The organism is Blastococcus sp. SYSU DS0669 (genome assembly GCF_054050895.1).
The window spans coordinates 37,957-64,130 of record NZ_JBJHAE010000018.1; the positions used below are offsets into that span (position 1 = coordinate 37,957).

23 protein-coding genes are annotated in these 26,174 nt (G+C 74.2%); 6 read left to right on the forward strand and 17 right to left on the reverse strand.

Going from position 1 to position 26,174, the window contains the following annotated elements; all coding sequences use genetic code 11:
* Positions 1-6: 6 nt before the first annotated feature.
* Complete coding sequence (locus ACI792_RS16305; RefSeq protein ID WP_456603511.1) at positions 7-2,361, reverse strand: putative bifunctional diguanylate cyclase/phosphodiesterase; 2,355 nt, start codon at positions 2,359-2,361, stop codon at positions 7-9.
* A 183-nt stretch (positions 2,362-2,544) separates the two neighbouring features.
* On the opposite strand from ACI792_RS16305, the gene leuS reads away from it, so the two are divergent.
* Entirely contained in the window at positions 2,545-5,487 is a 2,943-nt protein-coding gene (gene leuS / locus ACI792_RS16310) for a leucine--tRNA ligase (protein ID WP_456603512.1), read from the forward strand.
* Positions 5,488-5,536: 49 nt separating this feature from the next.
* Here the strand turns inward: leuS and ACI792_RS16315 are convergent, their stop codons facing one another.
* The 4 genes from ACI792_RS16315 to ACI792_RS16330 form a co-directional block, all read right to left on the reverse strand.
* Complete coding sequence (locus ACI792_RS16315) at positions 5,537-6,130, reverse strand: carboxymuconolactone decarboxylase family protein (RefSeq protein WP_456603513.1); 594 nt, start codon at positions 6,128-6,130, stop codon at positions 5,537-5,539.
* A gap of 72 nt (positions 6,131-6,202) precedes the next feature.
* Entirely contained in the window at positions 6,203-6,856 is a 654-nt protein-coding gene (gene lipB, locus ACI792_RS16320; RefSeq protein WP_456581842.1) for a lipoyl(octanoyl) transferase LipB, read from the reverse strand.
* A gap of 75 nt (positions 6,857-6,931) precedes the next feature.
* Positions 6,932-7,666: a Type 1 glutamine amidotransferase-like domain-containing protein gene (locus tag ACI792_RS16325; RefSeq protein WP_456603514.1), complete on the reverse strand. Its 735-nt coding sequence runs from the start codon at positions 7,664-7,666 to the stop codon at positions 6,932-6,934.
* Positions 7,666-8,913: an NAD(P)/FAD-dependent oxidoreductase gene (locus ACI792_RS16330; RefSeq protein WP_456603515.1), complete on the reverse strand. Its 1,248-nt coding sequence runs from the start codon at positions 8,911-8,913 to the stop codon at positions 7,666-7,668. The genes ACI792_RS16325 and ACI792_RS16330 overlap by 1 nt, the downstream gene beginning before the upstream one ends.
* A gap of 93 nt (positions 8,914-9,006) precedes the next feature.
* On the opposite strand from ACI792_RS16330, the gene ACI792_RS16335 reads away from it, so the two are divergent.
* A complete protein-coding gene (locus tag ACI792_RS16335; protein WP_456603516.1) occupies positions 9,007-10,617 on the forward strand; it encodes a protein kinase domain-containing protein in 1,611 nt (536 codons plus the stop codon).
* Between the two features lie 16 nt (positions 10,618-10,633).
* Here ACI792_RS16335 and ACI792_RS16340 read toward each other — a convergent pair whose 3' ends face one another.
* The 3 genes from ACI792_RS16340 to lpdA form a co-directional block, all read right to left on the reverse strand.
* Entirely contained in the window at positions 10,634-11,539 is a 906-nt protein-coding gene (locus ACI792_RS16340) for a TIGR01777 family oxidoreductase (protein ID WP_456603517.1), read from the reverse strand.
* An 86-nt stretch (positions 11,540-11,625) separates the two neighbouring features.
* The gene (gene sucB, locus ACI792_RS16345; RefSeq protein WP_456603518.1) at positions 11,626-13,479 is read right to left on the reverse strand and encodes a 2-oxoglutarate dehydrogenase, E2 component, dihydrolipoamide succinyltransferase; all 1,854 of its coding nucleotides are present in this window, start codon (positions 13,477-13,479) and stop codon (positions 11,626-11,628) included.
* A gap of 48 nt (positions 13,480-13,527) precedes the next feature.
* Entirely contained in the window at positions 13,528-14,907 is a 1,380-nt protein-coding gene (gene lpdA, locus ACI792_RS16350; RefSeq protein WP_456603519.1) for a dihydrolipoyl dehydrogenase, read from the reverse strand.
* Positions 14,908-15,059: 152 nt separating this feature from the next.
* Here lpdA and ACI792_RS16355 point away from each other — a divergent pair, with 152 nt between their 5' ends.
* The gene (locus ACI792_RS16355; protein WP_456603520.1) at positions 15,060-15,404 is read left to right on the forward strand and encodes an oxidoreductase; all 345 of its coding nucleotides are present in this window, start codon (positions 15,060-15,062) and stop codon (positions 15,402-15,404) included.
* 98 nt (positions 15,405-15,502) lie between these two features.
* Here ACI792_RS16355 and ACI792_RS16360 read toward each other — a convergent pair whose 3' ends face one another.
* On the reverse strand, positions 15,503-17,014 hold the full coding sequence (locus ACI792_RS16360; protein WP_456603521.1) for a leucyl aminopeptidase: 1,512 nt from the start codon (positions 17,012-17,014) through the stop codon (positions 15,503-15,505).
* A gap of 164 nt (positions 17,015-17,178) precedes the next feature.
* Between ACI792_RS16360 and gcvT the strand changes: the two genes are divergently transcribed.
* Positions 17,179-18,297, forward strand: a complete 1,119-nt coding sequence (gene gcvT, locus ACI792_RS16365) for a glycine cleavage system aminomethyltransferase GcvT (RefSeq protein WP_456603522.1) — start codon at positions 17,179-17,181, stop codon at positions 18,295-18,297.
* A 12-nt stretch (positions 18,298-18,309) separates the two neighbouring features.
* On the opposite strand, the gene ACI792_RS16370 is transcribed toward gcvT, so the two are convergent.
* From ACI792_RS16370 to ACI792_RS16385, 4 genes are all read right to left on the reverse strand, one after another.
* A complete protein-coding gene (locus ACI792_RS16370) occupies positions 18,310-19,452 on the reverse strand; it encodes a YihY/virulence factor BrkB family protein (RefSeq protein WP_456603523.1) in 1,143 nt (380 codons plus the stop codon).
* Between the two features lie 86 nt (positions 19,453-19,538).
* Positions 19,539-19,811: a DUF4235 domain-containing protein gene (locus ACI792_RS16375; RefSeq protein WP_456580985.1), complete on the reverse strand. Its 273-nt coding sequence runs from the start codon at positions 19,809-19,811 to the stop codon at positions 19,539-19,541.
* The gene (locus ACI792_RS16380; RefSeq protein WP_456603524.1) at positions 19,808-20,266 is read right to left on the reverse strand and encodes a DUF3618 domain-containing protein; all 459 of its coding nucleotides are present in this window, start codon (positions 20,264-20,266) and stop codon (positions 19,808-19,810) included. The genes ACI792_RS16375 and ACI792_RS16380 overlap by 4 nt, the downstream gene beginning before the upstream one ends.
* The gene (locus tag ACI792_RS16385; RefSeq protein ID WP_456580983.1) at positions 20,263-20,709 is read right to left on the reverse strand and encodes a phage holin family protein; all 447 of its coding nucleotides are present in this window, start codon (positions 20,707-20,709) and stop codon (positions 20,263-20,265) included. The genes ACI792_RS16380 and ACI792_RS16385 overlap by 4 nt, the downstream gene beginning before the upstream one ends.
* A gap of 123 nt (positions 20,710-20,832) precedes the next feature.
* Here ACI792_RS16385 and ACI792_RS16390 point away from each other — a divergent pair, with 123 nt between their 5' ends.
* Positions 20,833-21,045, forward strand: coding sequence for a hypothetical protein (locus ACI792_RS16390; protein WP_456580982.1), 213 nt, complete (start codon positions 20,833-20,835; stop codon positions 21,043-21,045).
* A gap of 37 nt (positions 21,046-21,082) precedes the next feature.
* On the opposite strand, the gene ACI792_RS16395 is transcribed toward ACI792_RS16390, so the two are convergent.
* Genes ACI792_RS16395 through ACI792_RS16405 form a run of 3 tightly spaced genes read right to left on the reverse strand, consistent with a single transcriptional unit; the run spans position 21,083 to position 23,533 of the window.
* Positions 21,083-22,066 (reverse strand): aldo/keto reductase family protein, encoded by a 984-nt coding sequence (locus tag ACI792_RS16395; RefSeq protein WP_456603525.1) that lies wholly within the window; start codon positions 22,064-22,066, stop codon positions 21,083-21,085.
* Between the two features lie 11 nt (positions 22,067-22,077).
* Positions 22,078-22,887 carry an MBL fold metallo-hydrolase gene (locus tag ACI792_RS16400; RefSeq protein WP_456603526.1) on the reverse strand — a complete coding sequence of 270 codons (810 nt, stop codon included), beginning with the start codon at positions 22,885-22,887 and terminating at the stop codon, positions 22,078-22,080.
* Between the two features lie 31 nt (positions 22,888-22,918).
* Positions 22,919-23,533 carry a DUF3043 domain-containing protein gene (locus ACI792_RS16405; RefSeq protein WP_456603527.1) on the reverse strand — a complete coding sequence of 205 codons (615 nt, stop codon included), beginning with the start codon at positions 23,531-23,533 and terminating at the stop codon, positions 22,919-22,921.
* A gap of 150 nt (positions 23,534-23,683) precedes the next feature.
* On the opposite strand from ACI792_RS16405, the gene ACI792_RS16410 reads away from it, so the two are divergent.
* A complete protein-coding gene (locus ACI792_RS16410; protein ID WP_091931329.1) occupies positions 23,684-24,031 on the forward strand; it encodes a HesB/IscA family protein in 348 nt (115 codons plus the stop codon).
* A gap of 180 nt (positions 24,032-24,211) precedes the next feature.
* Here ACI792_RS16410 and asnB read toward each other — a convergent pair whose 3' ends face one another.
* On the reverse strand, positions 24,212-26,143 hold the full coding sequence (asnB, locus tag ACI792_RS16415; RefSeq protein ID WP_456603528.1) for an asparagine synthase (glutamine-hydrolyzing): 1,932 nt from the start codon (positions 26,141-26,143) through the stop codon (positions 24,212-24,214).
* Positions 26,144-26,174: the final 31 nt, after the last annotated feature.

Consider the following 26,174-nt stretch of genomic DNA (forward strand, 5'->3'; position numbering starts at 1 on the left):
CCGAGGTCAGCGGGCCTGGGGGAAGCGCATGCCCACCGGTCCCCGCGGGGCCGGCACCGCCGGCCGCCGGGGCTCCGACGTCCCGAGCCACGCGAGGAGGTCGTCGATCGGCATGGGTCGGGCGATCGCGTACCCCTGGGCGACGTCGCAGCCGAGCGAGGCGAGCACCGCGCGCGTCTCGTCGTCCTCCACCCCCTCGGCGACGAGGGTGAGCCCCAGGTCGTGGGCGAGCGCCACGGTGTGCCGGACGATCGCCGTCGCCCGGTGGTCGCGGCCCACGTCGTAGGTGAGGCTGCGGTCCAGCTTCAGCTCGTCGGCCGGCAGGTGGCGCAGGTAGGCCAGCGAGCTGTAGCCGGTGCCGTAGTCGTCGATCGAGGTGCGGATGCCCAGCCGCCGGAGCTCGCCCAGCACGGTGCGCCCCCGGTCGGGATCGGCCATGAGGGTGTCCTCGACGAGTTCGACGGTGAGCGCCTGCGGCGGCAGGCCGTGGGTCCGGAGCAGGGTGCACACGCTGGCAGGCAGGTCCGGGTCGCTGACGTTGGCGGCGGAGAGGTTCACCGACACCGGCACGGGGAGGTCCCGCCACCAGCGGGCGGCGGCGTCGAGGGCGAGGCCGAGGACGGCGTCGGTCAGCGGCCGCATGAGGCCCGCCTGCTCCGCGGCGGGCAGCACGACGCTGGGGGAGAGCAGCCCGCGCGAGGGGTGCTGCCACCGCACCAGCGCCTCGACGCCGACGACGTGCCCGCCGTCGAGGGAGACCTGCGGCTGCAGGTGGACCACGAGCTGCCCCTCGTCGAGCGCGGTGCGGAGGTCCTCCATCGTGCGGAGCCGGTCGCCCGAGCCGCTCGCCGGGTCGGGGACGTAGCTGCGCACGCCCTCGCGGGCGTTCTTCGCCGCGTACATCGCCACGTCGGCGCAGCGCAGCAGCTCGGTCACCGTGGCCGCGGGCACGGGGCCGGTGGCGATGCCGATGCTGACGCCGACGTGCAGCCGGACCCCGTCGACCACGAACGGCTCGAGCACCCGGGCCCGCAGCAGGTCGGCGCGGGCGACCGCGTCGTCCAGACCGCAGCCCGGCAGGAGGACGGCGAACTCGTCCCCGCCCAGCCGGGCGAGCAGGTCGTCGGGGCCCAGGTGCGGCCACAGGCGGGGGCCGATCATGCGCAACAGGTCGTCACCGGCGGCGTGCCCCAGGCTGTCGTTGACCTCCTTGAACCCGTCCAGGTCGAGCAGCAGCAGCGCGACCGGCCGGTTCGTGCCCGGTCGCAGCGCGGTCCGCGCCCGCTCGAGCAGGTCCCGCCGGTTGGGCAGCCCGGTCAGCTCGTCGGTGCGTGCCTGGGCGCGGATCTCGTGCAGGCCGCGGAGCTCCTGCACCGACATCGCCGTCCGCGCGAGGAGGGCCAGGAGGCAGGTGACGGCGGCCCAGCCCGCGACGCCGAGACCGGGTGAACCCCACGTGGCGACCAGCACCGCGACGCTCATCACGCCGGCGCCGAGGGGGACGAAGGCCACCCGCCAGCTCAGCCGCGCCAGCGGGTCCGCGTGCGCCGGCTCGATGCGGGCGGTGCGGCCGGCGACGTGGGCGGCCACGGCGGTGAAGGCCGCACCCGTCAGCCAGACGAGGGTGAGCGAGCCGCCCGGGGTGACGTCCCCGAGCAGCGCCTGCTGCACGTAGAGCGCGTCGGCGGTGAGGGTGCACAGCAGCCCGGCCACGATCAGGACCACCGGCCAGTCCCGGCGGATACCCATGACGGCGCAGACCGCGGACACGGCGGCCAGCAGGACGGTGTCGGTGACCGGGTACAGCTGCACGACCGCGAGGGGGCCGTCGACCGGGCCGACCGCGATCGAGGGCAGCAGGGTGACGGCGAAGACGACCGCGCCGCAGGCCCCCGTCAGCGCGTCGAACCACATGCTCGGGTGGATCACGGTGACCCGTGACCGGACCAGCCCGACCAGGCCCACCGCCATCGCCGGGTAGGCCGGCGCCCAGAGGATCACCCGCAGCCAGGTCGGGACCTCGCCGAGCACGGGGACGAGCACGAGGACGTAGAGCAGCGTGCTGGCCGCGGTGCACCCGAAGGCCACGGCGAGCGCCTGCCACATCAGCCGGTCCCGTCCGCGACGCCGCGCGGCCCGCCGGCAGACCGCCGCACCCAGCACGTAGACGGCGGTGTAGAGGACAAGGTCGTGGACGACGGAGGCCGTGGTGCCGGACGGGCGGTCGAACGCGCCGAAGGCGTAGGCCACCAGCGCTCCGAGGCAGGCGAGCAGCAGCCCACCGGTCGCGGGTGGGCTGTCACGGCCGGCCGACGCGTCGAGGGGGTGCACGAGACCGTCATCGGCCCCGCGGGGAGGCACGTCGAGACGAAACCGTCCGCTGTGGCCCGATGGGGGGAGGCCGGCGCTGCCGCCCGTGGGCGGTGCCCGCGCCGCACCGCGATAAGCTCGGGGGTGTGACCGGGCGGCTCCTGCTTCGCCGGCCGTGCTGACCTGAGACCCCTCGGACAGCACGGCGACCCCTCCTGCGAGAGGGGTTTTTTGTTGCCCACCACCGGTACCGCACCGCGCACCACGATCCGGGAGCACGAGACGATGAGCCAGACCGACAGCCCCGCCACCGAGGCCACGGGCGACGGCGTGCCGCCGCACCGGTACACCCCGGCGCTGGCCCAGCAGATCGAGCTGGCCTGGCAGGACCGGTGGGAGTCCGAGGGCACCTTCCACACGCCGAACCCGGTCGGCCGGCTGAGCGCGGGCTTCGAGCGGGTCGCCGACCGGCCCAAGTTCTTCGCGATGGACATGTTCCCGTACCCCTCGGGGGCGGGGCTTCACGTCGGCCACCCCCTGGGCTACCTGGGCACCGACGTCACCAGCCGGTTCCGCCGCATGGACGGCGACAACGTGCTGCACCCCATGGGCTACGACGCCTTCGGCCTGCCCGCCGAGCAGTACGCCGTCCAGACCGGGCAGCACCCGCGGATCACCACCGAGGCCAACATCGCGGCGATCTCGGCGCAGCTGCGCCGGCTGGGCGTCGACCACGACCAGCGCCGCACCTTCGCGACGATCGACCCGGGCTACTACAAGTGGACCCAGTGGATCTTCCTGCAGATCTTCGGCTCCTGGTTCGACGCGGAGGCGGGCAGGGCGCGGCGGATCGAGGAGCTGGTCGCCGAGCTCGAGGCCGGCACCCGCGAGCCGGCGGAGGGCACCAACCCCTCCGACCGCCCCTGGGCCGAGCTGGACGAGGTGCAGAAGGGTGCCGTCGTCGACGCGCACCGGCTCGCCTACCTGCACGAGGCGCCGGTCAACTGGTGCCCGGGCCTGGGCACCGTGCTGTCGAACGAGGAGGTCACGCCCGACGGCCGGTCGGAGCGCGGCAACTTCCCCGTCTTCCGGCGCCCCCTGAAGCAGTGGATGATGCGGATCACCGCCTACGCCGACCGCCTGCTGGCCGACCTGGACCGGCTGGACTGGCCGGACTCGCTGAAGCTGATGCAGCGCAACTGGATCGGCCGCTCGACGGGCGCGCGGATCCGGTTCGCCGCGGGGGCCGAGACGATCGAGGTCTTCACCACCCGGCCCGACACCCTGTTCGGCGCGACGTACATGGTGCTGGCCCCCGAGCACCCGCTGGTCGGGTCGCTGACCGCCGCGGCCTGGCCCGACGGCACCGACCCGCGCTGGACCGGCGGTGCGGCGAACCCGGCCGAGGCGGTGCGGGAGTACCAGCGGCAGGCCTCGCGTCGGTCGGAGCTGGACCGCCAGGACGCCGGCCGCGAGAAGACCGGCGTCTGGCTGGGCGCCACCGCGGTCAACCCGGTGAACGGCCGCGAGCTGCCGGTGTTCATCGCCGACTACGTGCTCACCGGCTACGGCACCGGCGCCATCATGGCCGTGCCGGGTGAGGACCAGCGCGACTGGGAGTTCGCGCGCAAGTTCGGCCTGGAGATCGTGCCGACCGTCGAGCGGCCCGAGGGCTTCGACGCCGACAGCGGGGCGTACACGGGCCCCGGCCGGATGATCAACTCGGCGAACGACGAGATCTCGCTGGACGGGCTGGACAAGGCCGAGGCGATCGCGCGCATCACCGCGTGGCTGGTGGAGAAGGGCTCCGGCGAGGCGACCACCACCTACAAGCTGCGCGACTGGCTGTTCAGCCGGCAGCGCTACTGGGGCGAGCCGTTCCCGATCCTCTACGACGAGGACGACCGCCCGGTCGCGGTTCCCGAGTCGATGCTGCCCGTGCTGCTGCCCGAGGTCGACGACTACTCGCCCAAGACGTTCGACGACGACGACGCCGACTCCGCGCCCGAGCCGCCGCTGTCGCGGGCCACGGAGTGGACGACGGTCGAGCTGGACCTGGGCGACGGCCTGAAGAAGTACCGCCGCGAGACCAACACGATGCCCAACTGGGCGGGCTCCTGCTGGTACTACCTGCGGTACCTGGACCCGGGCGACGACGAGCGCATGGTCGACCCGGAGCTGGAGCGGTACTGGATGGGTCCGCGCGGCGCGGGCGACACCGGCGGCGTGGACCTCTACGTCGGCGGGGTCGAGCACGCCGTGCTGCACCTGCTGTACGCCCGCTTCTGGCACAAGGTCCTGTTCGACCTGGGCCACGTCTCCAGCGAGGAGCCGTTCCGGCGGCTGGTCAACCAGGGCTACATCTCGGCCTACGCCTACACCGACGAGCGGGGTTTCTACGTACCCGCGGCCGACGTCGAGGAGAAGGACGGGCGGTTCTTCTACGAGGGCAAGCCGGTCAACCGCGAGTACGGGAAGATCGGCAAGAGCCTCAAGAACATGGTGACGCCGGACGAGATGATCGGCGCCTACGGCGCCGACACCTTCCGGGTCTACGAGATGTCCACCGGCCCGCTGGAGCAGTCGCGGCCGTGGGAGACCAAAGCGGTCGTCGGTTCCCAGCGCCTGCTGCAGCGCATCTGGCGGGTCGTCGTCGACGAGGGGACCGGCGCGGTCCGGGCCGCCGACGTCGAGCCGGCCGAGGAGACGCTGCGGGCGCTGCACCGGGCGATCGACGGCGTCCGCGACGGCTACGCCACGCTGCGGTTCAACATCGCCATCGCCCGCATCACCGAGCTGACCAACCACCTCACGCAGGCCTTCGGGGCCGACCGGCCGGTGCCGCGCTCGGTCGCCGAGCCGCTGGTGCTGATGGTGGCCCCGCTGGCGCCGCACCTGGCCGAGGAGCTGTGGTCGCGGCTGGGCCACGACTCGTCCTCGGCGTGGACGCCCTTCCCGGTGGCCGACGAGCGGTGGCTGGTCGAGGACACGGTGCAGGTCGCCGTCCAGGTCAACGGCAGGGTGCGGTCGCAGGTGTCGGTGCCCGCGGACGCCGACGCCGCCGCGCTCGAGGCGGCCGCGCGGGCGGACGAGAAGATCGCCGGCTACCTGGACGGGGCGACGATCCGCCGCGTCGTCGCCGTCCCGGGCCGGCTGGTCAACTTCGTGCTGGGCTGAGGACCCGCGCCGGGCCGAGGTGCGGCAGCACCTCAGCCCGGCGGGGTCCTCAGGAGCCGGCGTGCTTGCCGGCCTCCCACCCCGCGTCCTGCAGGCGGTCGGTGGCCCAGGCCAGCGGCGAGCGCTCCAGCTGCGTGGCCATGGTGTCGTTCCACCGGTTGAGGAAGCCGAAGTTGGCGATGACCGCGACGATCTCGACGATCTGGTCGTCGTCGAAGTGCCGGCGCAGGTCGGTCATCTCCTGGTCGGTCACGGCGTTCGGCGTCAGGCCCGCGCCACGGGCAACGCGCAGGGCGGCCCGCTCGGCGTCGGTGAAGAGCGGGCTGGCCTCGAAGTCCCAGACCGCGGCCAGCTTCTCCGCGTCGGCACCCCGCTGCTCCGCCACGTGCGAGGTGTGTGCCTGGCAGTACGCGCAGCCGGCGGCACCGGAGACGACGGTCGCGACCAACTGCTTGAGCACGCCTCCGACCGTGCCCTCGGCCATGACCACCGCATTGAGGCGGGCGAACGCCTCCATGATGTCGGGCCGCCGGGCCATGGTCAGCGTGCTGTTGGGCAGGACCCCCAGCGCGGCCTCCACGGCACGGAAGGTCTCCTCGTACTCCGGCAGCGACTCGCGCGGCAACGGCTCGATCCTGGGCATCTCGGTTCTCCTCCCGGCGGGAGGACTACCTTAGCGCTGAGATTTCCCGCGGGCGCGGTTCCGGCGGACGGGCTAGCGTGCCGCGGTCGTCGTCGCGCCGATGGTGAGGACGGCGCGCATCGCCTCCTCGACCGGCGCGATCGCCTCGGCCGTCGTGACGTCTCGGCCCAGTTCGGCCGACAGCGAGGTGACCCCCGCATCGGGGATGCCGCACGGGATCATGTTGGCGAACGCGGTCATGTCGGGGTCGCAGTTGAGGGCGAAGCCGTGCATCGTCACGCCGCGGGCGACGCGGACGCCGATCGCCGCCACCTTGCGCTCGGGGCGAGCCCCGTCCGCCGCCACCCAGACGCCGCTGCGGCCCTCCACGCGGACCGTCTCCAGCCCGAACCCGGCGCACACCTCGATCAGCGCGCCCTCCAGCCGCCGGACGTAGGCGACCACGTCGACCGGGTCGGCCAGCGCGACGATCGGGTAGCCGACCAGCTGGCCGGGCCCGTGCCAGGTGATCTTCCCGCCGCGGTCGACGTCGATGACCGGCGTGCCGTCGAACGGTCGCTCGTGGGGCTCGGTGCGCTTGCCGGCGGTGTAGACCGGCGGGTGCTCGAGCAGGAGGAGCGTGTCGGGAGCCTCGCCGGCGACCCGCCGGGCGTGCAGCTCGCGCTGCTGCGCCCACGCCTCCTCGTAGGGAACGGTGCCCGCCCGGATGATCCGCAGCTCGCTCACGGCCGCCAGCCTATAGAAAGGACCCCGTCCTCCTCATCGCTCGCGCGCTCGCGACGAGCCCCTGGACGGGGCCGGTCACGCCAGGCGGCGCGGCTCGAGGCGGGTCTCGACCGCGGTGCCGTCGGGGCCGCGCTCCACCCGGTAGGCGGCGGCGCCGGGGCGGTCGCTGACCGCCTCCACCAGCGCGGTGCCCCGGTAGACCAGCCCGGCGCCGTCGTCGGTGGCGTGCCCACCGGGGAGCGTGCCGTCGGCGACCAGCCGGTGGTACAGCGGGCGCCGCTGCGCCTCGGAGTCGTGGTGCACGCCGTTGCTGGTCGGGATCAACCCGAGCCCGTTCGTGACCGGCCGGAGATCGGGGCCGTAGGAGTCGGTGGTGCCGCCCACGTGCCAGCAGAGCGATCCCGCCGAGACGCCGGAGAGCACGACGCCGGCCTCCCACGCCTCGCGGAGAACCTCGTCCAGCCCGTGCACCCGCCAGACGGCCAGCAGGTTGGCGACGCTCCCGCCCCCGACCCACACGACGTCCTGCGCGAGCAGGTGCGCCCGCAGGTCGGGCACCGTGGGCATCGGGAAGAGGCTGAGGTGGCTGGCCTGGACCCGGCTGCCGGCGAAGGCGCCGTAGACGGCGGCGACGCGGGCCGGGTCGTCGCCGGTGGCGGTGCCCAGGTAGCAGAGCCTCGGGCGCTCGGGGGCGCCGGCGAGCTCGACGGCGAGGTCGAACACCGGTCCGGGCCGCCAGTCGGCGGGGCCGCGGCCGCGCGGGGCGAAACCCATGCTGGTGGCGAGGATCGTCGGCGCGGTCGCGGGCATCAGGCGGCTCCTCCCGTTCCGGCCGGGCGCAGGCGGCGGAGCACGGCGCGGGCCGCCCGGGCGCCGCTGGCCATCGCGCCCTGGATGGACGGGGTGTCCCGGTGGTCCCCGCACACGAACAGCCCGTTGCCGAGGTCGACGGGCCGGCGCAGCTGCAGGGGCGGGAGCGCGGCCGGCTGGGCACCCGGCACGGTGACCGACGTCAGGTGCTCGAGGTCCGAGCGGGCGACGCCGTGCGCGGCGGCGATCTCGCCGCGCACCTCCTCCTCCCGGGTGCGGTCGAGGGTGGAGCTGGCCACCAGTGCGCGGCCGTCCGGGCTGTAGCGGGGCTGGGCGTCGGAGACCACGGCGGTGTTGACCAGCCGGCCGCGCGGCTGCCCCAGGACGATCAGCGGCGTGGGCCACGGCGAGCCGGGCAGCACGTGCAGGTGGGTGGTCACCTCCCGGGGCGCGTCCGCCTCGACGCCGGGCAGCAGCCGCGACGCCGTCGCCGGGTCGGTGGCGACGACGACGGCGTCGGCCGACCAGGTTCCCTCGTCGGTGGCCGCGGATCCGGGGGAGACCGACCGCACCGCGGTGTGCAGGTGCACCCGCCCGGCGTCCAGACGCCCGGCCAGCTGCTCGCCGACCGCCTGCATGCCCGCGGCGGGCAGGCCGGTCGCCCCCCGGACGAAGCTGCGCCACAACAGGCCGAGGTATCGGCTGGAGGTGGCGAGCTCATGCTCCAGCAGCACACCGGCGAGGAACGGGCGGAGGAAGCGGTCCAGCGCCGCGTCGCCCACGCCGGCCGCGCGCAGCGCCGCCTCCGCCGTGGTCTCCGGGGCGCGGAGCAGGCGGTCGACGGGGGAGTAGCCGGCGCGCAGGGAGTAGGCGACCAGGGCCGCCTTCTCACGGACCGAGCCCAGCGGTGCCACAGCCGTGCCGACGACGGCGGTCGGCTGCCGGCGGGGGTCGACCACCCGGTGCGCCCGCCCGTCGACGCGGATGACCGCGCCACGCTCGAACCACCCGAGATCCAGGGCGGCGAGATCGAGGTCGGCCGCGCGCGGGTAGCCGGTGTTGAACACCTGGAAGCCGCGGTCGACCAGGAAGCCGTCGATGCGCTCGGTCGCGAGCCGCCCGCCGGTGTGGCCCCCGGCCTCCAGGACGTGCACGTCCAGACCGGCGGCGGCCAGCCGGGTGGCGGCGGAGAGCCCGGCCAGGCCGGCTCCGACGACGAGGACCTCGGCCCGTGGCGACGTGGACACCGCCCGACGGTAGCGGGCACCGGAGGTCCGCGTGGCCCAGGCCTGTGGACGACGGGAGCGCCGGCGGGCCGGGTGCCCCTAGCGTGCTCCCTCGTGCCGATCCCCGTCCCCCCGCCCGCCGCGCCGGGCTCACCGCCGCCCCCGGCCGTGCCGGGCTACGTCCTGCAGGCCCTGCTGGGCCGCGGTGCGTCGGGGGAGGTCTGGCAGGCGGTCCCGCGCGAGGGCGGCGACCCGGTGGCGGTGAAGGTGCTCGTCGCCGGGGACCCTGCCCGTCAGGCGCGCGAGGCGGCGCTCCTGGGCGAGCTCGACCACCCGCACCTGGTCCGGCTGATCGAGGTGGTGCACCAGCCGCGCCGGGGCGGGGTCGCCCGGGTGGCGCTGGTGCTCGAGCTGCTGCCCGGCGGGAGCCTCGCCGCGCTGCTGGCCCGACGTGGCCGGCTGCGCCCCGGCGAGGTCGTCACCGCGATCGCGCCGGTCGCCGCGGCCCTGGCGCACGCCCACGACCACGGCGTGGTGCACGGGGACCTCGCTCCGGGGAACATCGTCTTCACCGCCGAGGGGCGGCCGGTGCTCACCGACCTCGGGGTGGCCCGGGTGCTGGGCGAGACGGCGGCGGCGGAGGTGACCCCGGCCTACGTCGACCCGGCGGTGGCCCGGGGTGGCGCCCCCGGTCCCGCCTCGGACGTCTTCGGCGTCGCCGCCGCCGCGTTCCACGCCCTGACCGCCATCGCCCCGTGGAACGCCGCCACCCCCACCGGCACGCTCGCGGTGGCCGCCGCCGGTCACCTCCCCGATCTGGCGGAGCTCGCCCCGGGCGCGCCGCCGCGGCTGGTCGAGGTGATCGCCCGCGGGCTGGCGGCCGACCCGCACGAGCGCGGCACCGCGGCGGAGTTCGCCCTCGACCTGCGGCACGCCTGCCGAGCGGAGCCCGTGGCGCTGAGCACCGCCTCCCCGGGCGGCCACGGCCGCCCGGACGGGTCGGCCGCCCTGACGCACGTGGTGCCGGGGCGACGCCCTGGACCCGGCCCGGCGGAGGTGGTGCCGCCGGCGCGGCGGCGGTGGTCGGTGCGTGCGGCGGCCGGCTCGGCTCGCGTGGCCCGCGGGCTGCTCGTCACCGCGCTGGTGGTGGCGGCGCTCGCGGTCACCGCCTGGCTGGGCGCGCGCTGGGGTGGCGCCGAGGCGCCGGGCTCCACCGCCGCCGGGACGCCGGCCGGGTCCCGCACCCCGGCTCCGACCGCGACGCCGACCTCGCCTCCGGGAGTGGCGTCCGTCCTCCCGGCCCCGTCGGCCGGTGGGGCCGCGGCGCCCACGTCCCCGGAGGGGTGGCGGGCGCTGGTGGCCGAGCTCTACGCCCGGCGTGCCGAGGGGCTCAGCGGTGCGCCGGACCGGCTGCAGTCCGTCCACCTGCCGGGCAGCCCTCTCCTGGCGGCGGACCAGGAGTACGCGCGTGGCCTGGCCGGTGCGGAGGAGGCGCTCAGCGGGTTCGCCCCGGAGGTGGTGGACGTCGCCGTCGTCGAGGCGTCGGCCGACCGGGCCGAGTTGCTGCTCACCGACCGCTGGCCGGGCTACCGCGTGGTGTCCGCCGACGACCCGGGTGGCCCGGCGGGGCGGACGGTCGCCGGCCGGGGCGAGGCCCAGGTGCGGATGGTCCTCGTCCGCACACCGGAGGGCTGGCGGATCGACCGCGCGGAGCGCGTGGCCTGACCTCGGCGGCGGAGGCTCAGTCCCGGGCCACCGCGGCCCGCACCGCGGCGTCGACGTCCGTGTGGGTGAACCGGAACCCGGCCTCGGTGAGCGCGCGGGGCACCGCCCGCTGGCCGGCCAGGACGCCGACCTGGGCGAACTCGCCGAGCACCACCCACAGCGCCGGGCCGGGCACCGGCAGCGCCGTGGGCCGGTGCAGCACCCGGCCCAGCGCCGCGGTGAACTCCGCATTGGTGACGGGCTCCGGGCCGCAGAGGTTCACCGGGCCGGCGACCGGGTGGGTGAGCAGGAAGAGGATGGCGGCGACCTCGTCGGCCTGGCTGATCCAGGGGACGTACTGCCGCCCGGAGCCCAGCCGCCCGCCCAGGCCGGCGCGGAAGATCGGCAGCATCCGCGCGAGGAGGCCGCCTCGGCCGAGCACCAGGCCGGTGCGGAGGGTGGTCACGCGCACCCCGGCGTCGGCGGCGGGGGCGGTCGCTCCCTCCCAGGCCACGCAGACGCGGGCCAGGAAGTCGTCGCCGGGCGGGTCGGACTCGTCGACCACGCGGTCGCCGGTGTCGCCGTACCAGCCGACCGCGGATCCGTTCAGGAGCGCCCGGGGCCGGTCGGGGTCGGCGGTGGCGGCCTCGGCCAGCGCCTCGCTCAGCGTGGCGGTGCTGTCCACCCGGCTGCTGAGCACCGCCTGCTTGTGCCGCTCGCTCCAGCGCCGGTCACCCACCCCCACGCCGGAGAGGTTGACGACCGCGTCGACGTCGCGGAGGACGCCGGGGTCGATGCGCCGGTGCTGCGGGTCCCAGCGGTGCTCGTCGGCGGTCCGAGGGGTGCGGCGCACCAGCTGGACCACCTCGTGGCCGTCCGCTCGCAGCACGGGCAGCAGGGCGCTGCCGATCATCCCGGACGCGCCGGAGACGGCGACCTTCACGGACCCTCCTGGTGGGTGGGGGCAGCGGCGGGCCCCGGTGCTGGGGACCCGCCGCGAGCCGGCGAGCGGTGGGTGGCCGGGCTCCCTCAGCCGAGGCCGAGCTCGCCGTGGAACTGACCGGCCTCCAGGCGCTCGCGCACCGTGGTGAGGAAGCGGGCGGCGTCGGCGCCGTCGACGATCCGGTGGTCGTAGGTCAGCGCGAGGTAGACCATCGACCGCACCGCGATGACCTCGCCCAGCTCGGCGTCCTGCACCACGACCGGCCGCTTCACGACCGAGCCGGTGCCCAGGATCGCCACCTGCGGCTGGTTGATGATCGGGGTGTCGAAGAGGGCGCCGCGGCTGCCGGTGTTGGTCAGCGTGAACGTCCCACCACCGAGCTCGTCCGGCGTCACCTTGTTGGTGCGGGTGCGCTCGGCCAGGTCGCTGATCTTGCGCGCGATCCCGCCGAGGCTGAGGTCGCCCGCCTCGTGGATCACCGGCACGAGCAGCCCGCGCTCGGTGTCGACGGCGACGCCGAGGTTCTCGCTGTCGTGGTAGGTGACGGTGCCGGCCTCGAGGTCGATCGAGGAGTTCACCGACGGGTGCTGCTTGAGCGCCTCGACCGCTGCCTTGGCGAAGAACGGCAGGAACGAGAGCTTGACGCCCTCGCGGGCCTCGAAGTCCTTCTTCGCCTGCTGGCGCAGCTGCGCGATGCGGGTGACGTCGGCCTCGACGACCGTGGTCAGCTGGGCGCTGACCTGCAGCGACTCCACCATGCGGCGGGCGATCACGCCGCGCAGGCGGGAGAGCTTCTCGGTGCGGCCGCGGACGGAGGTGTCCGGGGTCGCGGCCGGGGACGGGGTGCGCGCGCCGCCGGACGGCGCCGACGCCGCGGGCTGCGCGGGAGCCGCCGGGGCGGGCTTCTCGGCTGCCGCGAGGACGTCCTGCTTGCGGATCCGACCACCCACGCCGGTGCCGGACACCGCGTTCAGGTCGACGCCGTGCTCGGCGGCCAGGCGGCGCACCAGCGGGGTCACGTACTGCCCACCACCGCCGTCGCCCGACGGGGCCGGTGCCTGCGGGGCCACCTGGGGGGCGGGGGCGGAGGTCGGCGAGTCCGACGGCAGGGCGCCGCTCGCGCCGTAGTCGCCGCCGGGCTGCTCGCTGGCCGGGTCGGCCTGCTTGGCCTTGGGGGCTGCCTGCGGCTCGGGCTCCGCCGGCGCCGCCTGCTTCGGGGCCTCCTGCTCGGGCGCCTCCTGCTCGGGGGCCTCCTGCTGCGGGGCGGCGCTGCCGCCGCCGGACGCGCCGCTGCCGATCACCGCGAGCTGCGCGCCGACGTCGACGGTCTCGTCCTCCCCGACCGTGATCTCCAGCAGCGTGCCGCTGACGGGGGAGGGGATCTCGGTGTCGACCTTGTCGGTGGAGACCTCGAGCAGCGGCTCGTCCGCGGTCACCTCGTCGCCGACGGCCTTGAGCCAGCGGGTGACCGTGCCCTCGGTGACGCTCTCGCCCAGGGCCGGCATGGTGACCGGCGTCCCGTCGCCACCGCCGGAGCCGCCCCCCGAGCCGGACTCCGAGGTCTGCGCCTCCTGCGGCTCGGGCTCGGCGGCGGGCTGCTCCGGTTCGGTGCCGGCGTCCTCGACCTGCTGGTCGGGGGTCTGCGGGCTGGTGTCCGCGTCCTCCGCCGAGGCCGGGGGGCTGCCCGCGCCCTCGTCCCCGTCGCCACCACCGATCACCGCGAGCTCCGCGCCGACGTCGACCGTCTCGTCCTCGGCCACGAGGATCTTGGTGAGCACACCGGCGGCCGGGGAGGGGATCTCGGTGTCGACCTTGTCGGTCGACACCTCGAGGAGGGGCTCGTCGACCTCGACCTGGTCCCCCTCCTGCTTGAGCCAGCGGGTGACCGTGCCCTCGGTGACGCTCTCGCCCAGGGCGGGCATGGTGACGGAGGTCGGCATCGGGGCGGTGCTCCTTCTGGCGCTGGGTGGGTGGGGGTAGAGCGGGGATCAGCCGTGCACGTGCAGGGGCTTGCCGGCGAGGGCCAGGTGGGCCTCGCCGAGCGCCTCGCTCTGCGTCGGGTGCGGGTGGATGAGGCTGGCGACGTCGTCGGCCTCGGCCTCCCAGTTGTAGATCAGCTGGGCCTCGGCGATGAGCTCGCCGACGCGGCTGCCGACCATGTGGATGCCCACGACCGGCCCGTCCGGCGCCTGCACGAGCTTGACCGCGCCCGTCGTCTTCAGGATCTGGCTGCGGCCGTTGCCCGCGAGGTCGTAGGTGAGCGTCTTGACCTCGCCGTAGCGCTCCTTGGCCTGGGCCTCGGTGAGGCCCACCGAGGCGACCTCGGGGTCGGAGTAGGTGATGCGCGGGACGCCGGCGTAGTCGATCGGCGCGGGCTCGAGCCCGGCGACCCGCTCGGCGACGAGGATGCCCTCGCCGAAGCCGACGTGCGCCAGCTGCAGGGTGGGCACCAGGTCGCCGACGGCCGAGACGGTCGGGATGTTGGTCTGCATGTACTCGTCGACGAGGACGTAGCCGCGCTCCATGGCGACGCCCACCTCCTCGTAGCCGATGCCGGAGCTGACCGGCCCGCGGCCGACGGCGACCAGCAGCAGCTCGGCCTCGATCTCCTTGCCGTTCTCCAGCGAGACCTTGACGCCGTTCTCGGTGGACTGCACGCCGGAGAAGCGGCTGCCCAGCTCGAAGGCGATCTTCCGGCGGCGGAACGCGCGCTCCAGCAGCTTCGAGGCGGCCTCGTCCTCCAGCGGCACCAGGTGGGGCAGGGCCTCGACGATCGTGACGTCGACGCCGAAGGACTTCCAGGCACTGGCGAACTCGCAGCCGATGACACCGCCGCCCAGGATGATCGCGGAGCTGGGGACGCGGTCGAGGTTGAGCGCGTGGTCGCTGGTGATGACCTTCGTGCCGTCGATCTCCAGGCCCGGCAGCGAGCGGGGGTAGGAGCCGGTGGCCAGCAGCACGTGCTTGCCCTCGTAGGTCTCACCGTTCACCTCGACGGTGGTCGGCGAGGTGAGCCGGCCCTCGCCCTCCACGTAGGTGATCTTGCGGGCCTTCACCAGGCCCTGCAGCCCCTTGTAAAGCTTGGAGATGACGCCGTCCTTGTAGCTGTTGACGCCGTCCATGTCGATGCCCGCCAGCGACGTCTTGACGCCGAACTGCTCGCCCTCACGGGCCAGGTCGGCGACCTCGCCGGCGTGGAGCAGGGCCTTGGTCGGGATGCACCCGCGGTGCAGGCAGGTGCCGCCGACCTTGTCCTTCTCGATGAGGACGACGTTCAGGCCAAGCTCCGAGGCGCGGAACGCGGCGGCGTATCCGCCCGAGCCACCGCCGAGGATGACCAGGTCGGCGGGGGAGGTGGGTGCGCTCACGGATGCTCCTCGAATGCGACGGGCGGCGTCCCCGCTCGAGCGGGCGGGGGCTGCTGCACATCCTGCCACTCCGGGAACGACCTGGCCCGGACCACCGTTGCCCTCGCGAGCGTCGCGGTGATCACGCGACCCCGGGAGGACGGAGAAGGTGCATGGGGTTGTTCGACCGGTGGCGCGGACGACGGGGTCCTGCGGGGGGCGCCGGCCGCCCGACGCTCGACCGCGCGTCGCAGCGGGGCGACCTGCGGCACCTGGAGGAGTTCGTGGCCAGCCGGCGGGGCGTCGAGGGTTTCGTGGAGCCGCGGACGGCGGTCACCGAGGCGACCATCGTGCTCGTCGCGGCCGACGGGGAGTGGACCCGGCGGCGCATCGGCGGCCCCGACGTGGCCCGCCGGCTGTCCCAGGAGCTGTCGATCCCGGTGTACGACGCCCAGGTGACCGGCTACCCGCAGCGTATGCGCGACTACAGCGCCCGCCAGAAGCGCGACCGACTCTAGGCGCGAGGAGCCGTCCACCCCCACCGCGCGGCGTCCTCCCTCACCGCGGGCCATGAGGGAGGACGCTCGACGATCAGGTGACCTGGTCATCGCCGCGGTCAGTCGGCGATGAGGGCCTCGATGGTCGCCAGCAGGGTGCGCACGGGGACGCCGGTGCCGCCCTTGGGCGTGTAGCCCCACGGCGACGAGGTGTTGTAACTCGGCCCGGCGATGTCGATGTGCGCCCACGGCAGCCCGTCCGGCACGAACTCGGCGAGGAAGTGGCCGCCGACCAGCATCCCGCCCATCCGGTCGGTGTTGGCGTTGACGAAGTCCGCGACCGTCGAGTCGATCCCCTTGCGCAGCTCGGGAGGCAGGGGCATCGGCCACATCAGCTCGCCGCTGCGCCCGGCGGCGGCGATCACCGCGTCGCGCAGGTCGTCGCTGCCCATGACGCCGGCGGTCCGGGCGCCGAGGGCGACCATCTGCGCGCCGGTGAGCGTGGAGGTCTCCAGCAGGACGTCGGGGGAGTCCTCGGCCGCCCGGGCGATCGCGTCCGCCAGCACGACGCGGCCCTCGGCGTCGGTGTTGGTGATCTCGGCCTTCTTGCCGTTGCGGAACGTGACCACGTCGGCCGGCCGGTAGGCGGTGCCGCTCGGGAGGTTCTCGGCCATGGGCACGGTCGCGACGACCTCGACCGGCAGCCCGAGCTGGGCGACGAGGCAGACGGTGGCGATCACGGCGGCGGCGCCGGCCATGTCGCTCTTCATGTCCTCCATCTTCGCGGCGGGCTTGATCGAGATCCCGCCGCTGTCGAAGGTGATGCCCTTGCCGACCAGGGCCACCTTCTTGCGGGCGCCGGCGCCCGCGTAGGTCAGGCGCAGCAGCCGCGGCTTGCGGGTCGACCCGCCACCGACGGCGAGGATGCCGCCGTAGCCACCGGCGGCGAGGTCGTCCTCGTCGAGGATCTCGGCGGTGAGGCCGAGCTTCTCGCCGGCGGCCGCGCCGCGGGCGGCGAGCTCGGCCGGGTAGAGGTCGTTCGGCGGGGTGTTGACCAGGTCGCGCACCAGGGCGACGGCGTCGGCGACCGCGCGCACCCGGCGCAGCGCCGACTCGGCCGCACCCGCCCCGGGGACGACGATCGTGAACTCGCTCGGCGGGGCCGGGCGGTCGGCGGGCAGGTGGGACTTGTAGGCGGTGAACTCGTACGCGCCCAGGAGGGAGCCCTCGCCCACGGCGTGCAGGCGCTCGTCGTCCGGCGTCCCGCCCACGGCGGCGAGCAGGCTGACGACGGAGCGGCGGCCGCGGAGCGCGCGGCTGGCGGCACCTGCGGCGCGGCGCAGGCTCTCGGGGGTGTAGCCACCCGAAGCCTCCGGGGCGCCGAGCCCCACGACGGCGAGGACGGGGAAGGGGCCCTGGCCGAAGGAGGGCAGGCGGGTCACCTCGTCCTCGGCGCCGCGGGCGCCCAGGTCGGTGAGCGCCGGGAGGAGCCGGCCGCCGAGCAGGCGGTCCAGGGCCTCGGCGCCGGGGGTGGCGAGCGGCCCGTCAGGACCCTTGCCGACGGCGACGACGACGGCGTCGCCGGTCAGCTTCTCGAGCGGGTGGTCGGTGGCGGTGATCGTCGGCGGCACCGCACGATCCTAGAAGGACCCCGTCGCCCCCCAGCACTCGCTCCGCTCGTGCCGGGTCCCTGCGACGGGGCCGTTCCATCGCGTCACCGGCTCGTGCCGGGTCCCTGCAACCGGGCCGTTCCAGTACGTCGTCCCAGACGCGGGGGTGGCGTTAGCGTGACCGCGTGACCCCACGCACCTCGCCCCTCCACGACCGGCACGTCGCGGCCGGCGCCAAGCTCGCCGACTTCAGCGGCTGGTCCATGCCGATCGAGTACGCCGGCGGGGGCGTGCTGGCCGAGCACGCCGCGGTCCGCGAGGGCGTGGGCCTGTTCGACGTGTCGCACCTGGGCACCGGGACGGTCCGCGGGCCGGGTGCTGCCGCGTTCGTCGACGCCTGCCTCACCAACGACCTCTCCCGGATCGGGCCGGGCCAGGCGCAGTACACGATGTGCTGCGTCCCCGACGGCGAGCCCGGTGCCGGGGGAGTGGTCGACGACCTGATCGTCTACCTGCACGGTCCCGACGACGTCCTGCTGGTGCCGAACGCGGCGAACGCCGCCGAGGTGCTGGCACGGCTGGCCGATGCCGCCCCGGCCGGCGTGCAGGTGACCGACCGGCACAGCGACGTCGCCGTCCTCGCCGTGCAGGGACCGCGCTCGCTGCAGGTGCTGGAGCTGCTGGGCGTGCCCGGCGAGATCGGCTACATGTCCTTCGTGACGGGGACCGGTGGCGCCGGGGCCGAGGTGACGGTGTGCCGCACCGGCTACACCGGTGAGCACGGCTACGAGCTGCTGATCGCCGCCGACCGGGCCGGCGAGATGTGGGACGCCGTCCTGGAGGCCGGGCAGGACCTCGGCATCCGGCCCTGCGGCCTGGGCGCCCGCGACACGCTGCGGACCGAGATGGGCTACCCGCTGCACGGCCACGAGCTCTCCCGGGAGATCAGCCCCGTCCAGGCCCGCGCGGGGTGGGCCGTCGGCTGGCGCAAGCCCGCGTTCTGGGGACGTGACGCCCTCCTGGCCGAGAAGGAGGCCGGCCCGGCGCGGTTGCTCTGGGGGCTGCGCGCGTCCGGCCGCGGCATCCCGCGGCCGGGCATGGTCGTCCTGGACGGCGACGGTGCGCAGGTGGGCGAGGTGACCAGCGGGACGTTCTCTCCGACGCTGCGGACCGGCATCGGCCTGGCGCTGCTCGACGCCGCCGCCGGGGTGGCCGAGGGTGCGTCGCTCACTCTCGACGTCCGCGGCCGCCGCGAACCCGTCGAGGTCGTGCGGCCGCCGTTCGTGCCGTCCCACGTGCGCTGAGGAGCGCGCCGGCTAAGGAGCGTTCTTCCGGGTCGGGTCGCCGTCGCCCTTCTCCGGCTCGGCCTTGGCCGGCAGCGTGTCGGCCTTCACGGCGTCGCGCTCGCCCATCGGCACGGGGTCGCCGTCGGTGGTGTCGAGGCCGGTCTGGTGCTCGGCCTCGGAGTTGATCTCGGCGCCCAGCAGGATGAGGTAGCACGTGAGGTACAGCCACAGCATCAGCACGATCACCCCGGCGATGGCGCCGTAGGTCTTGTCGTAGCTGCCGAAGTTGTTCACGTAGATGGTGAAGCCGAGGCTGACCAGCGCCCAGACGGCGGTGACCACGACCGAGCCGAGGCTGACCCAGCGGAACTTCGGCGCGTCGCGGTCGGGGGCGACGCGGTACAGCACCGCCAGCGAGCCCGCGACGACGAGGAGCAGCGCGACCCAGCGTGCGATCTCGAGCAGCACGGTGCCCACCGACCCCAGTGGCAGGAGGTCGATGACGATCGGCAGCACGGCGACCAGGCCGATCGTGAGCACGACGAAGACGATGGCGCCGAGCGTGAGAGCCAGGGAGAGCGCCCGGAGCTTCACGAAGTTGCGGGTCTCGACCTCGTCGTAGGCGATGTTGACCGCCTTGACCAGGTTGTTGACCCCGCCGGAGGCGCTCCACAGCGCCGCCAGGATGGAGGCCACGAGGCTGAGGGTGAGCGCACCGCCGGCGTTGTCGGTGATGGAGGTGACCTGGTCCTCGATCAGGCCCTGCGCCGTCTCCGGCAGCCCGGCGGTGAACTCCTCCACCTGCGCGGCGGCCTGCTCGGGGGAGGCGACCAGGCCGTAGATGGAGATCAGGGCCAGCAGCGCCGGGAAGATCGCCAGGAAGCCGAAGAAGGCCACGCCGCCGGCGATGATGGGCATGTTGTCGGCGTTGTTCTCCGCCCACGCCCGCTTGAGGACCTGCTTCCAGCCCCCGGCGGGGATCTGCAGCGGGTTGGCGGCCCGGATGCCCGGCAGCTGCTCGGGAGCGGGCGCGTCCGGGGGCAGCTGGTGCGGATCCCGCGACGAGCCGCCCTCAGCCGCAGCCTTCGCCGCGGCCGCGCGGCGGGCGGCCTTCTCCTCGACCCGCTGGCGGATCCGGTCGACGGCGCTCTCGCGTGGGCGGGTGCCGGTCACTGCGTCTCCCTGGTGCTGGGCCGTCGTCTGCGGGTCGGTGCGGGATGCCGGTGGCCGGGACGGTCGTCCCGGCCACCGGGCGGGCGTCAGTCGCCCGGCCACGTCCCGGTCAGCTTGGTGAAGCCCTCCGCGCCCAGGCGGTCGATGGTCGCCTTGGTGGCCGCGAAGATCGCGCCCTGGAGGGCCGCGGAGACGACGATCTCCCACATCGGGTACTCGGTCTGGAGCGCGTCCGGGGCGTCGTCCTCGCCGCTGATGCGCTTCCACACCTGCTTGAAGACCGCCCCGGAGACGGCACCGGCCAGCAGGCCCGCCGCGAGACCGAACGGCCGGTAGGCGAGCTTGGCTCCCTTGCTCAACGCTTCCTCCCCCTGCTCCGCCGGGCCTTCTTCTCCGCCCGCTCGGTCTTCTTCCGCACGTCCTTCACGGCCTTCTGGGCGGCCTTCCGGCGTGCGGCGAGCTCCTTGCGCGCCCGCTTCGCCTCGCGCTTGCGGCCCACGCGGGCGCCGACGATGAGCTCCTCGGTGCTGGCCCGGCGCCGCGCGCGGCGGCGCCGCCAGAGCACCAGGCCGACGAGACCCGCCAGCGCGGCCCCGGCCCCGGCGAACGCCGGGGGGCTCTCGCGGTAGGTCTCCACCGCGGTGTCCTTGGCGCGGGCGGCGCTCTCCTTGGCCCGGGCGGGCACGTCGAGCCGCTGGCTCAGCTCGTCGACGGTGTGCGCCAGCTGGTCGCGGGTCTCCTCGATCTCGGCCCGGATGGCGTCGGGGTCGGTCGGACCGCTCGACGCCTGGCCGTCGTCCTTGGGCGTGGTCACCGGCGCGCACTCTCCTTCACGGTGGCGATGTCGGTCTTGACACCGGCCATGGCCTCGGTCGGCACCGGCGGTGCCCCCTGCTGGACGTCCTTCTTCCCCACGAGGGCGAGGACGCCCGCGATCGCGAAGAGGACCACGGTGACGATCAGCGCGGCCAGCCAGGCGGGCATCACCAGCGCCAGGGCCAGGATGATCGTGGTGATCAGGGTGGCGGCGCCGAAGAAGGCCATCAGGCCCGCGGCACCGAACAGGCCGGCGCCGACGCCGAGCTTCTTGGCCTTCTGGGTCATCTCGGCCTGGGCGAGGCGGGCCTCGTCCCGCACGAGGGTGCTGATCTGCTCGGTGAGCCGGCTGATCAGCTCGCCGGTCGAAGCGTTCTCGGGGACGGCGTCCACGGCTGCGCGGGTGGCGCCGGCCGTGGCGTCGGGGCGGGGTGTGCTCATCGGTCCTCCGGGTGGACGGCGTCGATGCACCGTCATGCCCCCTGCGGTCGGGCCGTAACCGGCGGGGCGGTCACGGCCCGGGAACGTGGCGTCGGTCACGCCCTCCGCCGCTAACCTGCCTGCATGAGCTGGCACTGGCGTCTCGAGGACCCGTCCGGATCCACCCTCGACCCCGCGGTGGTGGGGGTGGAGGTGCCCGCGCACGACAACCAGGGCGACGCCGAGTCGTGGCTGGGCGAGAACTGGCGGGAGCTGCTCGACCGCGGCGTCGCCACGGTCACCCTGTTCGAGGACGACCGGAAGGCCTACGGGCCCATGGGGCTCGCCGCCACCTGACCCTCCACGGGAGGTCGAGGGTCAGGTGGCCGGGCCTTCATCCGCGAGCGGTCTTCGAGGGGTCGCGCTCGACGACGTCGCCGAGGATGCCGTCGATCCGCGCCAGCACGTCCTCCTCGAGGCGGACGCCGGCGGCCGCCACGTTGTCGTGCACCTGCTCCGGCCGGGTCGCGCCGATGATCGCGGCGGCGACGTTGCCGTTCTGCAGCACCCAGGCCAGGGCCAGCTGGGCCATCGAGAGCCCGAGGTCGTCGGCGATCGGCCGCAGCTGCTGCACGCGGCCGAGGATGTCGTCGGTCATGAAGCCCTGCATCGAGCGGCCGGCCTCGGGGTGCCCGGCGCGGCTGTCGGCCGGCGGCTGCTCGCCCGGGCGGTACTTGCCGGTGAGGATCCCCTGCGCCAGGGGCGACCAGACGATCTGGGACAGCCCCTCCCTCTCCGACGTCGGCACGACCTCGGCCTCGATGACCCGCCAGAGCATCGAGTACTGCGGCTGGTTGCTGATCAGCTGGACGCCGAGCTCGCGGGCCAGCGCCGCGCCCGACGCGATCTGCTCGGCGTTCCACTCCGAGACGCCGATGTAGAGCGCCTTGCCCGACCGGACGAGGTCCGCGAAAGCGGTCATCGTCTCCTCGAGCGGAACGGTCGGGTCGTAGCGGTGGGCCTGGTAGAGGTCGACGTAGTCGGTCTGCAGCCGCCGCAGCGAGGCGTGGCAGCTCTCGATGACGTGCTTGCGGCCCAGCCCGCGGTCGTTCCGGCCCGGCCCCGTGGGCCAGTAGACCTTCGTGAACAGCTCGATCGACTCCCGGCGCTGCCCCGCGAGCGCGGCGCCGAGGACCGTCTCCGCGCGGGTGCCGGCGTAGACGTCGGCGGTGTCGAAGGTGGTGATGCCGGCGTCCAGGGCGGCCCGCACGCAGGCGTGCGCGGCGTCCTCCTCGACCTGGCCGCCGTGGGTGAGCCAGTTGCCGTACGCGATCTCGGAGATGGTCAGGCCGGAGCGGCCGAGGCGTCTGAATTCCACGAACCGCGACGTTAGGCGCCCGGTCGGACCGCCGCCCGTCCGGCCCCGGCCTCGACGGTGTCGCCGTCGGCGGGCAGGCGCGCGCCCATCCCGGCCAGCCGCCCGGCGAGCACCGCGGCCGGCGGGTTGTGGTGCCCCAGGTGGACGGCGACGACGTCGGTGCTCCCGGTGACGCCGCCGACCCCGCGCAGCCGGTCCAGCTGGACGGGGAAGGTCGCGAGGTCCAGGTGGCCGGTGCCGTGGTCCGAGACCTCGCCGAACGTCTCCTCCAGCAGCACGGCGTCGTAGGCGGCGCCCCGGGTGGCCTCGACCGTGCCCGCGGGCAGAGGACCGGTGTCGGTGGCGTGCAGCATGCGCGCGCCGTCGGGACCCGTGACGTCGTAGAGCACCGTCGGCACCTCGTGCGCGGCCTCCAGCGCGCGGATCCGGTACCCGGCGCGGACCAGCACGTCGCCCGGCGCGACCGCCACCAGTTCGACCGGGTCCTCGGGGCCGAGCCACGGCCGCAGCGTCGCCAGGACGGGGGGCGGGCCGACGACGGTGAGCGGCTCCGCCCGGCGCACCCACTGGCGGGCCAGGAGCGCCAGCGGCGCGCAGTGGTCGGCGTGTTCGTGGGTGACCAGGACGGTGCGCACGCCCGCGAGGGAGATGCCGTCCGGGGGCGGAGCGGGCGCCAGGTCGATGAGCAGCGCACCGTCGACCAGGGCGGACGTCGGACGGCGCAGCTCCCCCCGGCGGCGGGAGTCGGCGCACGACGGGCAGGTGCACCACGGGTTGGGCCAGCCGTCGGCCGCGCCGGTGCCGAGGAGGGTGACGCGCATCAGCCGCGACGGTGCGGGAGGACGCCCTCGCTCAGACCTCGGCGCCGATCGGGACCTCGGGCTTCGGGAAGCGCCAGCGGCGGACCATCGTGGAGCGGCTGATGCCGTACCAGACGAGGCCCTTCATCTTGTGGTTGCCGTCGGGGAAGCGCTCCAGGACGGTGCGCTTGATCTTCCGGCCCAGCACCACCGAGTCCATGATGAGCATCAGGAAGAAGCCGAGGAGCAGGAAGCTCGTGTAGCTCTTCACCGCCATGCTCGGGACGAAGGTGCCGACGAGCGCGACGGCGGCGATGGCCAGGAAGAAGCTGCCGATGTTGCGGCGGCTGTCGACCAGGTCGCGGACGAGCTTGCGCTCCGGGCCGCGGTCGCGGGCCGGGAGGTAGTCGGCCTCACCCCGGGCGATGCCCTGACGCGCCTCGGCGCGGCGAAGCGCCTGCTGCTCGCGCATCCGCTTGTAGGCCTCCCTGCGCGTGGTGGGCGGCGGCGGGGGAGGACCCTGGCGCCGGCCCTGCGCCTCGTTGCGCCGGGGCGTCGGACGGCCCTTGCCGCCGGCCTTGACCAGGTGCGCGGTCAGCTCGCCGTCCTCGCCGGAGGTGGCGGTCGTCTCGGCATGGTCACGGCGGCCGGGCAGGCGGAGCTTCACGGCCCGGAAGTCTACGTGTGTGAGCAACGGAGCCCCGGACGTCGCGCGGGGAGCCGTACAGTGGGTGCACGGGAAGAGGAGCCGTTCCGACGGCGTTCGTCCGTCACGGAACACGTGTGCGCGGACACCTCGGAGGGAGAGGACAGGAATATGACGGTGCAGGACACCGCGGCCACCGGCGTCGTGCTCAGCGACCCCGCGGCCGCCAAGGTCAAGGCTCTGCTGGACCAGGAGGGTCGGGACGACCTCCGGCTGCGCATCGCCGTCCAGCCCGGTGGTTGCTCCGGTCTGCGGTACCAGCTCTTCTTCGACGAGCGGTTTCTCGACGGCGACCAGACCTACGACTTCGGCGGCGTCGAGGTCATCGTCGACCGGATGAGCGGCCCCTACCTCGGCGGTGCGGTGATCGACTTCGTCGACAGCATCGAGAAGCAGGGCTTCACGATCGACAACCCCAACGCGCAGGGCTCCTGCGCGTGCGGTGACTCCTTCAACTGAGTCCCCGCAGACCGACCGAGGCCCGGTTCCCCCTGGGGGACCGGGCCTCGTCGTCTCATTGCCGCATGTCTTCGGTCATGACGAGTGGAGGCCCGGAGGGTCTCCGCGAGGAGTGACGAAACGGCTCCGCGGAACAGGGGAACGGCACCTGACCGCGGTGCGATCCGGAGGATCGCGGTGTCACAGCCGGACGGGGTAGACCGTTTCCGGGATCTCCGGCTTGATGCGCTGCTCGACGAAGATGCCGTGCCACACCATGAACACCAGCAGCGTCCACAGCTTGCGGGAGTGGTCGACCGGTGAGCCGGCCCGCTGGTTCTGCCGGTGGGCCGTGAGCATGGCCAGGACCTGCTGCTTGTCCAGCCACTCCTCGGTCTGGCTGTCCTCGATGATCTGCCGCGCCCAGTCGTGCAGGTCCTCCGCCAGCCAGTGGCGCGTGGGCACCGGGAAGCCGAGCTTGCGCCGGTTCAGCACGTGCGGCGGCACGATCTGCTCGAGCGCGCGGCGCAGCGCGTGCTTCGTCGTCTCCCGGGTGACCCGCTGGTCGACCGGGATGGTGGAGGCGACGCGGAAGACCTCGGGGTCGAGGAACGGGACGCGCAGCTCCAGCGAGTTCGCCATCGTCATCTTGTCGGCCTTGACCAGGATGTCGCCGCGCAGCCAGGTGAACAGGTCCACGTACTGCATCGCCGTCACGTCGTCGTAGCCGGCCGCCCGGGTGCGCTCGTAGAGCTCCCGGGTGACGGCGACGTGCGACAGGTCCGGGTCGCGCTTCTCGAGGAAGGTCAGCTCCTCGTCCCGGAAGATGCGTGCGTTGCCGTAGTAGCGCTGCTCCAGGGGGATGGAGCCGCGACGCAGGAGGTCCTTGCCCCGCATGCCGTCGGGCAGCTTGGTCGACAGCGTGCCGAGGGCGCGGCGGATGCCGGCGGGCAGCTTGTCGAAGGCGGCCAGGGAGAGCGGCTCGCGGTAGATGTTGTACCCGCCGAACAGCTCGTCGGCGCCCTCGCCGGAGAGCACCACCTTCACGTGCTTGCGCGCCTCCCGGGCCACGAAGTACAGCGGCACGAGCGCCGGGTCGGCGACCGGGTCGTCGAGGTACCAGACGACCAGCGGGATCGACCCGGCGAACTCCTCCGGGGTGACGACCTTGGTGATGTGCTCGACGCCGATGGCGGCCGCGGACTCCGCGGCGACCTCGATCTCCGAGAACCCCGCCCGCTCGAACCCGACCGTGAAGGTCATGAGCTCGGGGTTGTAGCGCTTCGCCAGCGCCGCGATGGCCGTGGAGTCGATGCCGCCGGAGAGGAAGGACCCGACGGTGACGTCGGCGCGCATGTGCACCCGCACCGAGTCGTCGAGCACCTCGGCGATGCGGTCGTAGAGCGCCTGCTGCTCGTCCTTCGCGACCGGCCGGATCGGGAAGGTCGGGTGGAAATAGCGCTCCGTGGACAGCTCGCCGTCGGCGACGGTGAAGCGGGTCCCGCTCTCGATGCGGCGGATGCCCCGGTGCAGCGTCGCCGGCTCCGGCACGTACTGCAGCGTCAGGTAGTGCTGCAGCGACGCGGGGTCGACGCCACCGGCCGCCGTGCTCCCGCCGAGCATCTCCAGCAGCGCCTTCTTCTCGGACGAGAAGGCGATGGCCCCGTCGGCCAGGCGCGTGGTGAACAGCGGCTTGATGCCGAAGGGGTCGCGGGCGCCGAAGACGGTGCGGGTCTCGCTGTCCCAGATGACGAAGGCGAACATGCCACGCAACCGGGTGACGATCTCCTCGCCCCACAGGTGGTAGCCGGCGACGATCGCCTCGGTGTCGCCCTCGGTGGCGAAGGTCGCACCGGCCGCGGCGAGCTCTTCCCGGAGTTCGACGTAGTTGTAGATCTCGCCGTTGAAGACGATCCGGTACCGGCCGTCGGCGTACGGCATCGGCTGGTGGCTGTGCTCGATGTCGATGAACGCCAGGCGGTTGAACCCGTAGACGACGCGGTCGTCGTGCCATACCTCGTTCTCGTCGGGCCCGCGGTGGCGCAGGCAGTGCAGCGCCTCACGGACGTCGGAGACGATGCCGTCGGTCACGCGCGGGGCGTCGGTCGAGAAGTAGGCGAGCAGGCCACACATGAGGCGCGGGACTCCGGGGGTCGGGGGGTGG

What these genes read in the sequence shown, in the direction of transcription:
- sucB (WP_456603518.1), bottom strand. Translation starts at nt 13,479, where the DNA reads ATGCCGACCTCCGTCACCATGCCCGCCCTGGGCGAGAGCGTCACCGAG.
- ACI792_RS16385 (WP_456580983.1), bottom strand. Translation starts at nt 20,709, where the DNA reads ATGAGCACACCCCGCCCCGACGCCACGGCCGGCGCCACCCGCGCAGCC.
- ACI792_RS16410 (WP_091931329.1), top strand. Translation starts at nt 23,684, where the DNA reads ATGACGGTGCAGGACACCGCGGCCACCGGCGTCGTGCTCAGCGACCCC.
- ACI792_RS16400 (WP_456603526.1), bottom strand. Translation starts at nt 22,887, where the DNA reads ATGCGCGTCACCCTCCTCGGCACCGGCGCGGCCGACGGCTGGCCCAAC.
- asnB (WP_456603528.1), bottom strand. Translation starts at nt 26,143, where the DNA reads ATGTGTGGCCTGCTCGCCTACTTCTCGACCGACGCCCCGCGCGTGACC.
- ACI792_RS16390 (WP_456580982.1), top strand. Translation starts at nt 20,833, where the DNA reads ATGAGCTGGCACTGGCGTCTCGAGGACCCGTCCGGATCCACCCTCGAC.
- ACI792_RS16325 (WP_456603514.1), bottom strand. Translation starts at nt 7,666, where the DNA reads ATGCCCGCGACCGCGCCGACGATCCTCGCCACCAGCATGGGTTTCGCC.
- ACI792_RS16315 (WP_456603513.1), bottom strand. Translation starts at nt 6,130, where the DNA reads ATGCCCAGGATCGAGCCGTTGCCGCGCGAGTCGCTGCCGGAGTACGAG.
- ACI792_RS16355 (WP_456603520.1), top strand. Translation starts at nt 15,060, where the DNA reads ATGGGGTTGTTCGACCGGTGGCGCGGACGACGGGGTCCTGCGGGGGGC.